Source organism: Plantactinospora sp. KBS50 (genome assembly GCF_002285795.1).
Lineage (GTDB): Bacteria > Actinomycetota > Actinomycetes > Mycobacteriales > Micromonosporaceae > KBS50.
Genome location: NZ_CP022961.1, coordinates 1107224 through 1119482 on the forward strand (window position 1 = coordinate 1107224; position 12259 = coordinate 1119482).

The 12259-nt window shown below is 72.9% G+C and carries 10 protein-coding genes; 6 read left to right on the forward strand and 4 right to left on the reverse strand.

All coding sequences use genetic code 11. The features are described from left to right. Nucleotides 1-130 precede the first annotated feature (130 nt). Nucleotides 131-1555, reverse strand: coding sequence for a UDP-glucose/GDP-mannose dehydrogenase family protein (locus CIK06_RS05140; RefSeq protein WP_095563857.1), 1425 nt, complete (start codon nt 1553-1555; stop codon nt 131-133). A 279-nt stretch (nt 1556-1834) separates the two neighbouring features. Here CIK06_RS05140 and CIK06_RS05145 point away from each other — a divergent pair, with 279 nt between their 5' ends. After that, a complete protein-coding gene (locus CIK06_RS05145; RefSeq protein WP_095563858.1) occupies nt 1835-2998 on the forward strand; it encodes an acyl-CoA dehydrogenase family protein in 1164 nt (387 codons plus the stop codon). Nucleotides 2999-3106: 108 nt separating this feature from the next. On the opposite strand, the gene CIK06_RS05150 is transcribed toward CIK06_RS05145, so the two are convergent. Both CIK06_RS05150 and CIK06_RS05155 read right to left on the reverse strand, forming a co-directional pair. After that, a complete protein-coding gene (locus CIK06_RS05150) occupies nt 3107-3775 on the reverse strand; it encodes a hypothetical protein (RefSeq protein WP_095563859.1) in 669 nt (222 codons plus the stop codon). Nucleotides 3776-4037: 262 nt separating this feature from the next. Then, a complete protein-coding gene (locus CIK06_RS05155) occupies nt 4038-4757 on the reverse strand; it encodes a hypothetical protein (RefSeq protein ID WP_095563860.1) in 720 nt (239 codons plus the stop codon). 169 nt (nt 4758-4926) lie between these two features. Here CIK06_RS05155 and CIK06_RS05160 point away from each other — a divergent pair, with 169 nt between their 5' ends. Beyond that, the gene (locus tag CIK06_RS05160; protein WP_198348103.1) at nt 4927-5445 is read left to right on the forward strand and encodes an acyl-CoA thioesterase; all 519 of its coding nucleotides are present in this window, start codon (nt 4927-4929) and stop codon (nt 5443-5445) included. A gap of 188 nt (nt 5446-5633) precedes the next feature. Continuing rightward, the gene (locus CIK06_RS05165; RefSeq protein ID WP_095563861.1) at nt 5634-7598 is read left to right on the forward strand and encodes an acetoacetate--CoA ligase; all 1965 of its coding nucleotides are present in this window, start codon (nt 5634-5636) and stop codon (nt 7596-7598) included. A 48-nt stretch (nt 7599-7646) separates the two neighbouring features. Here the strand turns inward: CIK06_RS05165 and CIK06_RS05170 are convergent, their stop codons facing one another. Beyond that, nucleotides 7647-8339, reverse strand: coding sequence for a TIGR03089 family protein (locus CIK06_RS05170; protein ID WP_095563862.1), 693 nt, complete (start codon nt 8337-8339; stop codon nt 7647-7649). Nucleotides 8340-8566: 227 nt separating this feature from the next. Between CIK06_RS05170 and CIK06_RS05175 the strand changes: the two genes are divergently transcribed. The 3 genes from CIK06_RS05175 (at nt 8567) to CIK06_RS05185 (ending at nt 12230) form a co-directional block, all read left to right on the forward strand. Continuing rightward, on the forward strand, nt 8567-9712 hold the full coding sequence (locus CIK06_RS05175) for a glycosyltransferase family 1 protein (protein WP_095563863.1): 1146 nt from the start codon (nt 8567-8569) through the stop codon (nt 9710-9712). Between the two features lie 66 nt (nt 9713-9778). Continuing rightward, nucleotides 9779-10879, forward strand: coding sequence for a mannose-1-phosphate guanylyltransferase (locus tag CIK06_RS05180; protein ID WP_095563864.1), 1101 nt, complete (start codon nt 9779-9781; stop codon nt 10877-10879). A 247-nt stretch (nt 10880-11126) separates the two neighbouring features. Then, nucleotides 11127-12230, forward strand: coding sequence for a helix-turn-helix domain-containing protein (locus tag CIK06_RS05185; RefSeq protein ID WP_095563865.1), 1104 nt, complete (start codon nt 11127-11129; stop codon nt 12228-12230). Nucleotides 12231-12259 lie beyond the last annotated feature (29 nt).

Below are 12259 nucleotides of genomic sequence, written 5' to 3' on the forward strand. Positions count from 1 at the left end.
TTGAACAGTCCCACCGGGTGTGTCTCGGGATGAAAGATCATGCCAGCACGACACCGGCCGCGGACCCGATCGGGTCCGCGGCCGGCGTGCCGTACCGGACGGGCCGTGCTGGCCCGTCCGGCGGGGAGGATCAGGGGCGGCCCATGCCGCGGTACTCCCAGCCGGCCTGCGCCCAGGCGGTCGAGTCGAGGCAGTTCCGGCCGTCCACGACCCGCCGACCGGCGACCAGCTCACCCAGCGCGGCGGGGTTGGCGTTGCGGAAGTCCGCCCATTCGGTGAGCACGCAGACCAGGTCGGCGTCCCGGACGGCGTCGTCCATGGTCGCCTCGTACGCCAGATCCGGCTGGGCCCGACGGGCGTTGTCGATGCCCTGCGGGTCGTAGACCCGCACGTTTGCGCCGGCCTTGCTGAGCAGCGCCGCGACGGCGAGGGCGGGAGCGTCCCGGACGTCGTCGGAGTTGGGCTTGAAGGTGGCGCCGAGCACCGCGATCCGGGTGCCGGACAGGTCGGGACCGGCCGGGCCGTACCGGCGGCTGAGCAGCTCGGCGGCGAGCTGGAGCACCCGGTTGCGGCGGCGCATGTTGATCAGGTCGACCTCGTGCAGGAAGCGCAGCGCCTCGCCGGCGCCGAGTTCCTGGGCGCGGGCCTGGAACGCCCGGATGTCCTTGGGCAGGCAGCCGCCGCCGAAACCGACGCCGGCCTGCAGGAACCGGTTGCCGATCCGCGGGTCGTACCCGATGGCCTTGGCCAGCTGGGTGACGTCGCCGCCGGCAACCTCGCAGACCTCGGCCATCGCGTTGATGAACGAGATCTTGGTGGCCAGGAACGCGTTCGCGGCCACCTTCACCAGCTCGGCGGTGGCGAAGTCGGTGACCACCAGCGGCACCTCGCGGTCCTCCGTGGCGGCCAGGTCGAAGACGCCCTTGTGCGCGGCGTACAGCATGCCGTTGGCCCACTCGGACTTCACGCCCACCACGATGCGGTTCGGCCGCAGCACGTCCTCGACGGCGAAGCCCTCCTGAAGGAACTCGGGGCTCCACGCCACCTCGACGGCCAGGTCGGGCTCGGTGTGCTTGCCGACCAACTGCTCGATCCACTCGGCCGTGCCGACCGGGACCGTGGACTTGCCGACGATCAGGGCCTTGCGGGTGAGGTGCTGGATCAGGCTGGTGACGGAGTTCTCGACGTAGCTCAGGTCGGCGCCCATGCCGTCGGCCCGCTGCGGGGTGCCGACGCAGATGAAGTGCACGTCGCCGAACTCCGCGGCCTCGGCGTACGAGGTCGAGAACCGCAGCCGACCCGAGGCCAGGTTGCGTTTGAGCAGCTCGTCCAGGCCGGGTTCGTGGAACGGCACCTCGCCGGCGGCCAGCCGGGTGATCTTGTCTTCGTCGACGTCGACGCCGATCACCTCGTAGCCCAGCTCGGCGAAGCAGATCGCGTACGTCGCACCCAGATAGCCGGTGCCCAGGAAGGTCAGCCGGGGACGCTGGGCACCCGAGGGCGGGGCGACCGTGCTCAACGGGAGGGGCTGGGTGGTCGGGTAGGGGATCGTCACGCCTGCGTTCTCCGCTCACACTGGCGGCGCTTCGTTGCGTCGCAGCCAACCGCGGCGCCGCGGCCGGGGCGCCGGAAGAGGACATTACAGCTTCAAATACAGCGATCTGCGGTTATGTGATCTCGCTCATGCCGCGTGCCGGGCCGCCTGCGGCCATATCAAGTGAGCCTACGCGCTGGGCCGTAGCGGTAGAAATACTGGTCGGTATCCTCGCCACGTCGGCCGGTGGAAACCAGAAGATACCGAGCGGGCACGAGATCCGCCAAGGGGAGGGGCACGATGACGACAGATCCGTCATTCGACGTCTACCGGTCGTCCGAGGAACACGAGGCGATCCGGGCCGCGGTACGCGCCGTGTGCGACGCCAAGGTCGCGCCGAACGCGGCCGAGGCCGACGAGACCGCCGAGTTTCCGAAGGCGTCCTACGACGCCCTGCGGGCGGCGGACTTCCACGCCCCGCACATCCCCGAGGAGTACGGGGGCGCCGGCGCCGACGCGCTGGCCACCGCCATCGTGATCGAGGAGGTGGCGCGGGCCTGCGCCGCGTCCTCGCTGATCCCCGCGGTCAACAAGCTGGGCACCATGCCGCTGCTGCTGGCCGGCTCGGACGAACTCAAGCGCCGCTACCTGACCCCGGTCGCCGCCGGTGAGGCGATGTTCTCGTACTGCCTCTCCGAGCCCGAGGCCGGCAGCGACGCCGCGTCGATGACCACCCGGGCGGTCCGCGACGGCGACCACTACGTGCTCAACGGCGTGAAGCGGTGGATCACCAACGCCGGGGTCTCCGAGTACTACACCGTCTTCGCGGTGACCGACCCGGCCGCCCGCTCGCGCGGGATCTCGGCCTTCGTGGTCGAGAAGTCCGACCAGGGGGTGAGCTTCGGCGCGCCGGAGAAGAAGCTCGGCATCAAGGGCTCGCCGACCCGGGAGGTCTACCTGGACAACGTGCGGATCCCGGCGGACCGGTTGATCGGCGCCGAGGGCACCGGGTTCGGCACCGCCATGCGGACCCTCGACCACACCCGGGTCACCATCGCCGCCCAGGCCGTGGGCATCGCGCAGGGCGCGCTCGACTACGCCAAGGGGTACGTCAAGGAGCGCAGGCAGTTCGGCCGGCCGGTCGCCGACTTCCAGGGCATCCAGTTCATGATCGCCGAGATGGGCATGAAGCTGGAGGCGGCCCGGCAGCTCACGTACGTGGCGGCCGGCAAGTCCGAGCGCGGCGACGCCGACCTCACCTACTTCGGCGCCGCGGCCAAGTGCTTCGCCTCGGACTCCGCCATGGAGATCACCACCGACGCGGTCCAGCTCCTCGGCGGGTACGGCTACACCCGCGACTACCCGCTGGAGCGGATGATGCGGGACGCCAAGATCACCCAGATCTACGAGGGTACGAACCAGGTCCAGCGGATCGTCATGGCGCGCCAGCTGCTGAAGGACTAGCGGGCACACATGATCAACTCGTCTTCGGTGAAGTTGGGGTGTCCGGGCCGTCGGAATGCCCCAACTTCGCAGAAGACGAGTTGACCTTGGCGAGGGCCGGTCAACCGGTCAACCGGGCGGCGCGGGTCGGCGCAGCGGTTCGAGCTGCGCCGTCAGGTCGGCGGTGTCCGCGTTCCGGCCCGGGTCGGAGTGCCACGCGCGCCAGGGCGGCCATGGCGGCGGCTGGTCGCTCGCCGGCGGCGGCCAGCTCGCCGCGGCAGTCCACGGTCCGGCCCCGGCGGGCGGTGAGTACATCGCGGTGGTGGTCGCGTCGGCCGGCGGGTGGTCGCCGGCCGCCGGGGAGACCGGCGGATCGTAGAGCGCGGGCAGGCCGGTGAACCGCCGCCAGCGGCGCCCGCTGAACGCGGTGGCCAGCAGCGGCAGCCCGAGCAGCACCGCCAGCCCGCCGGCCGGCCGGAGCAGTTCGGGGCCGAACCCGAGCGGCAACCGCCCGACGGCGTGTCGGGCCAGCGCGGGGTACCCGGCGACCAGGCCGGTGGCACCGAGATAGGTCAGCCCGGTCAGGGCCGGTCCGAGCGGTGAGAGCCGGGCCAGCAGCAGCACCGCGAAGAGCGTTGCCGCGCCGAGCAGCGCGCCGAGCGCGACCAGCCGGTCGAGCGGGATCCGACCGTCGGGTCCCGTTCCGACCGGCCCGTACGTCTGGAGGCCGTAGCCGGACAGCGCCCAGATCGACGGTGCCAGGATCAGGGACAGCAGAACCGAGTTGACATGCCGCATCGGGCCCCCCGCGAGTTGCCTACCGCAACCTTACGCCGGGTGACCAACAGTTCGGCCCATTGTGATGAGGGGGAGGGGTCGTTGCCGGCCGAAAAGGCGACAACGACCCCCCGAAGAGACCCGCAAGACCCGCGAAGAGACCCGCAAGACCCGCGAAGAGACCCGAGGAAGCCTCGGAACGGACCCAGGTGAACCCGGAGCAGACCCGCGGGAACCCGGAACGGGACCGCGGAGGCCCGACGGGGGTCAGCAGGCCCGCGGGTCAGTGGGTCGCGCCGTCCCGGCGGGGGGAGGGCGGGTCCGACCACGGCGAGCCGGCCTCGCGGCGCGGCGCCGGCGGGCTGTCCGGCTGGGGATACCCGAGGCTCGCGGGCTTGGTGTCCGGCTCGCTGGCCGGCGCCCGCAGCAGCGACCAGTCCTGGGTGCGCTCGGGGTCGGACCCGGTGCCGGTGGCCGGGGCGCCGCCGGCCGGCTTGTCGGTGGTGCCCCGGGCCGCTGGCTCGCCGGCCGCGACCGCTGGCGCCGCGACCGTTGACGCCGGGACCGCCGGCGTCGGCTTCGGCCAGCGCCGCCAGCGTTGCCCGCTGAACACCGCCATCAGCAACAGCAGGCCGAGCAGCAGGATCGTGCCGTTCTGCAACGGCAGGCGCATCGGCACCGGATCGCCGAAGAGCTTCCAGCCGTCGGGAATCCAGTCCCGGACCGCGAACGGCCGCACGAACAGCCCGACGTACGGCGCCACCAGCATGATGCCCGCGGCCACCGGGCCGAGGGGGGAGATCCGGAGCGACGCCAGCAGGCCGAGCACCAGCCCGCCCACCACCAGATAGACCGTCGGCTCGATCAGGTTGGCCACGTTGTACGTGCCGGCAGAGGTCCACCGGTCGATCGTGGACGCCGACCCCTGCTGTCCGAGGGCGAGCAGAACCCAACACACCGGGGCGGCCACCACGCCGGCGAGGAAGCTCCAGAGATGTCGCATCCGCGCACCGTACCGCTTCGGGTGCGGCCGACCCAGTGCGGGACGGCCGGCGTGCCGGTGCCGCAGGGACCCGCCGACGGACCAGTGTGGTCGGTGCCGAAACTGCGATCCGGGTCGCAGCCGCGGGTGCCGGCCGGCTCGGGCCGGTGCGCCACCGTACGGTTGCGACGTGAGCGAAGAGAGCACGAACCCGGTGGGTAAGCCCACTGCCTACTCCCGGGTGACGTTGAGCCGCATCATGACGGCTGTCGATGTGAATCTGTACGGCACCGTGCACGGTGGCGTCCTGATGAAGTTCATCGACGACGTGGCGGGGGCCGCGGCGGCGCGGCACAGCGGCGGTACGGCGGTCACCGCGGCGATCGACGAGATCGTCTTCTCCGAGCCCGTGCGGGTGGGCGATCTGGTGCACGCGCACGCGCAGGTCAACTGGGCCGGGCGGACCTCGATGGAGGTCGGGGTCAGGGTGGTTTCGCAGCGCTGGGACACCGCCGAGGAGGAACCCGTCCGGGTGGCCACCGCGTACCTGGTGTTCGTCGGCGTGGACGTGGCCGGCGGCCCGCGGGAGATCCGGCCGGTGCTGCCGGAGACCCCGCAGGACGAGCGGCGGTTCCGGGAGGCGGAGATCCGCCGGGCGCACCGGCTGGCCCGCCGGCAGGCGATCCAGCAACACCGGGGTACGCCGTGACGCGCGCACGCTGACCAAGGCCGCTCACCACCGGCGCATCCGGCGTTCCCACACTGCGAGGGGGCGATGGGTGTGGGCCGGCCACGCGTCGCCGTCGCCGCACCGGGTCGCAGAATGGCCGTTCGGGTACGGCAAGATGGCGGCAGGCCCGGCACAACGGCGTACCGGACCGGGGAGGGGTGAAGACAGTGGGCGAGGTGCTCTGGCGGCCTTCCGAGGAGGTCCGCGAGCGGTCCCGGATCGGTCACTACCTGCGCTGGCTGCGTACCGAGCGAGGGCTGGACCTCGGCTCGTACGACGAGCTGTGGCGGTGGTCGGTCAGCGACCTCGACGCCTTCTGGCGGTCGATCTGGGACTACTTCCAGGTCCTCGCGCACACACCGGCCGAGCGGACCCTGGCGGGCGACACCATGCCCGGGGTGCGCTGGTTCCCCGGCGCGAGGCTCAACTACGCCGAGCACGTGCTGCGGATGCCGGGCATCGGCGACGACGAGCCCGCGGTGATCGCGTACAGCCAGAGCCGTCCGCCGATCACCCGGACCGCCGCCGAACTGCGCGAGGACGTCCGCCGGGTGCGGGCCGGGCTGCGCCGGCTCGGCGTCGGTCCCGGGGACCGGGTGGCCGGGTACGCCCCGAACATCCCCGAGACGTACGTGTTGATGCTGGCCACCGCGAGCCTCGGCGCGATCTTCTCCTCCTGCGCCCCCGAGTTCGGTACCCGCAGCGTGACCGACAGGTGGCGGCAGATCGAGCCGACCGTGCTGGTCGCGGTGGACGGCTACCGGTACGGCGAGAAGCCGGTCGACCGCGCCGCCGAGGTGGCCGCGATCCGGGCCGCCCTGCCGTCGGTGCGGCACACCGTGCTGCTGCCGTACCTGGATCCGGACGCGGCGCCACCGGCCGGCGCGATCGGTTGGTCGCAGCTGGCGGCGCCCACCGACGAGCCGTTGGTGTTCGATCCGGTCCCGTTCGACCACCCGCTGTACGTGCTGTACTCCTCGGGCACCACCGGGCTGCCGAAGCCGATCGTGCACGGGCACGGCGGAATCCTGCTGGAACACCTCAAGATGCTGGCCCTGCACCACGATCTGCGCCCGGGGGACCGGTTCTTCTGGTTCTCCACCACCGGCTGGATGATGTGGAACTTTCTGGCCTCGGGTCCGGCGGTCGGCGCGGCGATCGTGCTGTTCGACGGCAACCCGGGGCATCCCGACCTGGGCGAGCTGTGGCGGATGGCCGCCGAGGCCGGGGTCACCTACTTCGGCACGTCCGCGCCGTTCCTGCTGGCCTGCCGCAAGGCCGGCCTGCGGCCGCGGGATCTGGTGGACACCTCCGCGCTGCGCGGGCTCGGGTCCACCGGGGCGCCGCTGCCGGTCGAGGGCTTCCGCTGGGTGTACGAGTCGGTCTCGGACACCCTCCAGCTCCAGTCGCTGTCCGGCGGTACCGACGTCTGCACCGGTTTCGTGGGTGGCGTACCGCTGCTGCCCGTGCGGGCCGGCGAGATCGCCTGCCGCTGCCTGGGCGCCCGGGTGGAGGCCCGCTCGGCCGACGGAACTCCGGTGCTGGACCAGCTCGGCGAGCTGGTGATCACGGCGCCGATGCCGAGCATGCCGGTCGGGTTCTGGAACGACCCGGACGGGCGCCGGTACCGCGAGGCGTACTTCGACGTCTATCCGGGGGTGTGGCGGCACGGCGACTGGATCACGATCAACGAGCACGGCGGCTGCGTGATCACCGGCCGTTCGGACGCCACCCTGAACCGCGGCGGGGTCCGGCTGGGCACCGCCGAGTTCTACTCCGTGGTGGAGGGGCTGGACGAGGTCGTCGACTCGGTGGTGGTGCACCTGGAGGACGCCGAGGGCGGCGCGGGCGAACTGCTGCTGTTCGTGGTGCTGGCGCAGGGGCGGGAACTGGACGACGCGCTGCGCGCGAAGATCGTCCGTGAGCTGCGTACCGCGCTCTCACCCCGGCACGTTCCGGACGAGATCCACCAGGTCCGGGCCGTGCCGCGGACGCTGTCGGCGAAGAAGCTGGAGGTACCGGTGAAGAAGATCCTCACCGGTACGCCGGTGGACGCGGCCGCCGCGACCGGCGCGCTGGCCAACCCCGACTCCCTGACGGCGTTCGAGAGGTTCGCCCGCGAACGCGGCTAGCGTCCGACACGGCGTCCGCGACCGGGGGACTCCGCTGCGGCCCGAGGATCAGTCGAGGGTCCGGGTGACCCGTTCGGTGGCGATCCGGGCGTCCCGCCGGGCCGGGTCGAGGGCGGCGCAGAGCACGATGCTGGCCCCCGCGGCGAGCGGGGCGAGCAGCCAGTCGACCGGGTCGGGGTGCCGGTGCGCGTCGACCAGCACGCGATCACCGGCGGTGAGCCCGAGCGCCGCCGCGTGCGCCGTGGCCCGCGTGACCAACTGGCCGTCCGGGGTGCCGACCCCGGGCGGCGGGTTGAAGGCGTCGCCCTGGCCGCGGACCTCCAGCACGTAGTCGGCGTAGCCGGGTGGCAGCTGTGCCAGCGGCGCGGCCAGCGGGGCGAGCGCCAGGGCGTACCGGTCGCCGGCCGGCCAGTCCGCGGCCTCGCCCAGCCGGTCGGCCGCGGCGAACAGCACATCGACCGGTTCTGGTGCGTCGGTGCTCACCGACACCCCCGCCGACCAGCAGCCCAGCAGCACCGCCGCGGTCTGCCAGTGCGGCGGTAGCAGCACCCCGGCCCGGTCGCCGGGTGCCAGCCCGGCGTCGTCGACCAACAGGTTGGCGGTCTTGGCGACCCAGTTGGCCAGCGTCGCGCCGGACAGCTCGGTCCGGTCGCCGGTGGCGTCGTCGTACCAGGTCAGCAGCGGTCGGGTGGGATCGGCCGCGATGGCGGCGGTGAGGATCCGGGCGGGGTTGTCGGCCACCGCGCGTACGATACCCGTCGCGCCGGTTGATCGGCGTTCACCGCTGGGTGACCTGGGATTTGCGTCAGGTGACGGACGCGCCGGCTGTCGGGTCGCGGTCGGCGGCCCGCCCCGGGCTCGGCGTAGGCTTGCCCCCAGTGTTGTTCCCCACAAGTCGACGTTCGGTGGGGCGGTAACCGCCGTGCCCGCCGCGACCTCGTGAGACCCCGCCACCGAGGAGTTGCCCTGTGACCGCCGGTCGCCCACCGCGTGTCCTGATCGACGCCACGAGCGTCCCCGCCGACCGGGGCGGGGTGGGCAGATATGTCGATGGCCTGCTGGGTGCGCTCGGCCGTACCCCGAAGTCGGCGGTGGATCTCGTGGTGGTCAGCCTGCGCACCGACGCCGAGCGGTACGCGCGGATGCTGCCGGACGTCGAGGTGGTGCCCGCGCCGGCGGCGGTGGCCCACCGGCCGGCCCGGCTGGCGTGGGAACAGACCGGCCTGCCGCTGCTGGCCCAGCAGGTCGGGGCGGACGTGTTGCACTCTCCGTTCTACACGTGCCCGCTGCGTGCCGGTTGTCCGGTGACGGTCACGGTGCACGACGCCACCTTCTTCACCGAGCCCGAGCACTACGACAAGTCGCGCCGGACCTTCTTCCGCAGCGCGATCAAGACCTCGCTGCGCCGGGCGGACCGGGTGATCGTGCCGAGCAAGGCCACCCGGGACGAGCTGATCCGGCTGCTGGACGCCGATCCGACCCGGATCGACGTGGCGTACCACGGCGTCGACCATTCGGCGTTCCACGCGCCCACCGAGGAGGAGAAGGCCCGGGTACGCGCGCGGCTGGGGCTGGGCAGCGGCAGCTACATCGCGTTCCTCGGCGCCAAGGAGCCCCGCAAGAACGTACCGAACCTCATCCGTGGCTGGGTGCTGGCCGTCGCGGACCGGGAGAACCCGCCGGCCCTGGTGATCGCCGGGGGGCAGGGGCACGACGACGACATCGACCGGGCCGTCGCGGATGTCCCGGCGCACCTGCGGCTGCTGCGTCCCGGCTACCTGCGCTACGCGGACCTGCCCGGTTTCCTCGGCGGTGCCCTGGTGGCGGCGTACCCGTCGTACGGCGAGGGTTTCGGGCTGCCGATCCTGGAGGCCATGGCGTGCGCGGCGCCGGTGCTGACGACCCCGCGGTTGTCGCTGCCCGAGGTGGGTGGCGACGCGGTGGCGTACACCAGCGAGGCGCCCGAGCAGATCGGGGCGGACCTGGCCGCCCTGCTGGACGACGAACCACGCCGGTTGACCCTCGCGAAGGCGGGTTTCGACCGGGCCAAGGAGTTCACCTGGGAGTCCAGCGCCGAGGTGCATGTCACGGCATGGTGCCGGGTCCGGTCCTGACCACGGAGCGTTGCGGCGTGCGCCGTCCGGCGGTGCCGCGACGGCGCGGTCCGGCATGATGGTCGGATGCTCTACGCAGTCATCCTCGCCGGCGGGACCGGGACCCGGCTCTGGCCGCTGTCCCGCGCCGGTCACCCCAAGTTCCTGCACCCGCTCACCGGCACCGAGGCGTCGCTCCTGCAGGTGACCGCCGAACGGCTGGGCCAGCTGGCGGAGTCGGAGCACACCATGGTGGTGACAGGTGTGGCGCACGCCGCCGCGGTGGCCCGGCAACTGCCGGGACTGCCGGAGGAGAACATCCTGGTCGAACCGTCCCCGCGGGACTCGTGCGCCGCGGTGGCGCTGGCCGCCGCCGTGATCGCGCGCCGCGACCCGGCCGCCGTGATGGGATCGTTCGCCGCGGATCACCTGGTGGTGCGCTCCCGCCGGTTCGCCGAGACGATCCGGACGGCGGTGCGCGGCGCCGAGCAGGGCCTGCTGATGACCGTGGGGATCGAGCCGACCCGACCGGAGACCGGCTACGGCTACCTGGAGTGCGGCGAGCTGCTGGACTCCGGCCCGCTGCGCCGGGTCGCGGAGTTCAAGGAGAAGCCGGTGGCCGAGGTCGCCGAGGCGTACGTCCGATCCGGCCGCCACCTGTGGAACGCCGGCATGTTCGTCTGGCGGGTGGACGCCTTCCTGGCCGAACTGGCCCGGCAGCAGCCCGCGCTGCACGCCGGGATCCTGGAGATCGCCGCGGCCTGGGACACCTCGGATCAGGACGAGACGCTGGGCGCCGTGTGGCCGACGCTGACGAAGATCTCGGTCGACTACGCGGTGATGGAGGGCGCCGCGGCGGCCGGCCGGGTGGCCACCGTGTCGGGCGACTTCGGGTGGACCGACGTCGGGGACTTCCACACCCTCGGTGACGTGCTGCCCGCCGACGACGCCCGCAACGTGGTGCTGGGCGCCGAGACGGTGGCGGAGAAGCCGGGCGTGCTGCTGCGGGACAGCACCGGGCTGATCGTGGTGCCCCGCTCGGGGCGGCTGGTGGCGGTCCTCGGGGTGCACGACCTGATCGTGGTGGACACCGACGACGCGGTGCTGGTCTGCCCGCGTGACCGGGCGCAGGACGTGAAGGGGCTGGTGGACGACCTGAAGGAGCGCGGCGAACAGGGCTTGATCTAGCCGGGCGCTGCCGGGGTGGGCGACCACCTCCGCGGGCACGATCCGCGGACCCTCGTGGTGGTCGCCCTCCCGGTGCACCTCCCCAGGTCGCCGCGGCCTTGGGCCGCGGCACAAGCGAGCATGCCGAACCGTGCACGGTTACGTCGAGGTTTTTCATTCCTCGCTGAAACAAGGGTGAAAAGTTGCGGTTAGGTACAGTGCGAGGTGCCGTCGGGTAACAGGGGACCACGACCGCCAGGAGCGCCCGGTGCTGAGAATCCACTTCTCCGGCGAGGACGTCGCCCGTACCCGGGTGGCCGCCGCGGCCGATCCACTCTGGGAGTTGGTGCTCAGCCTGCACCTGTTACAGACCCGTAATCCGGATCCCGTGGTCGCCGGCTGGCGGCAGGAGGTCACCGAGGGGCTGCGTCGGGACCGGGCGGCGGCGCGGTTCCGGCTGCTGTTCGCGCTCAACCCGCCGCGCGGCTACTTCCCGGACTTCCTCACCCCGCACGAGAGCCGGCAGAGCATCGAGGCGGGGCTGGACGCGGTCCGCTCCACCCCGCTGTCCCGGCTTCGGCAGGACCTGACGGTGCTGGCCGCGGACAACCGGCTGCCCGATCCGGCCGGCGCGCTGGCCCGGGGCGAACCGGCGGTGCTGAAGCACCTGACCGACTCGATGGAGCACTACCGCGCGCTGGCCATCACCCCGTACTGGCCGCGGGTGGCCGCCGCGGTGGAGGCCGACCGGAACCGGCGGGCCCGTGCCCTGCTCGACGGGGGTACGGAGGCCCTGCTGGCCAGCCTGCGGCCGGCCGCGCGGTGGCGGCCCGGGCTGCTGGAGGTGCCGGACTACCCGGCCGACCGGGAGCTGCACCTGCGCGGTCGCGGCCTGCTGCTGGTGCCGTCGTTCTTCTGCTCGCGGGCGCCGGTGGCGCTGCTGGACCCGACGCTGCCGCCGGTGCTCGTCTATCCGGTGGACCGCCTCGGTAGCCTCGTGCCGGCGTCGGTACCGGAGGCGTTGACCGGCGTCCCCGGCGGTTCCGGCATCGCTGGCCGGCCCGGCGTCGCCGGTCGTCCCGGCGTCGCTGGTCTTCCCGGCCCGGACGGTCGGGCCGGTCCCGGCGCGGCCGGTACGGGTGGCCGGGAGGCGCTGTCCGCGCTGCTCGGTCGGACCCGGGCCAGCGTCCTGGCGGTGGTCAGCGACGGGTGCTCCACGGGCGAGGTGGCGCGCCGGCTGCGCATCTCGCCGGCCGCGGCCAGCCAGCACACGGCCGTGCTGCGCAACGCCGGCCTGCTGGTCAGCCACCGGGAACGCAACACCGTGCTGCACACCCTCACCCCGCTGGGTCGGGCCATGCTGAGCCAGTGACCCGCCGGCGCCACGGCCGGGGCGGAGGC

Excerpts from the sequence above, each read along its gene's own strand:
- CIK06_RS05145 (WP_095563858.1), top strand. The coding sequence starts at position 1,835 with ATGACGACAGATCCGTCATTCGACGTCTACCGGTCGTCCGAGGAACAC.
- CIK06_RS05150 (WP_095563859.1), bottom strand. The coding sequence starts at position 3,775 with ATGCGGCATGTCAACTCGGTTCTGCTGTCCCTGATCCTGGCACCGTCG.
- CIK06_RS05155 (WP_095563860.1), bottom strand. The coding sequence starts at position 4,757 with ATGCGACATCTCTGGAGCTTCCTCGCCGGCGTGGTGGCCGCCCCGGTG.
- CIK06_RS05180 (WP_095563864.1), top strand. The coding sequence starts at position 9,779 with ATGCTCTACGCAGTCATCCTCGCCGGCGGGACCGGGACCCGGCTCTGG.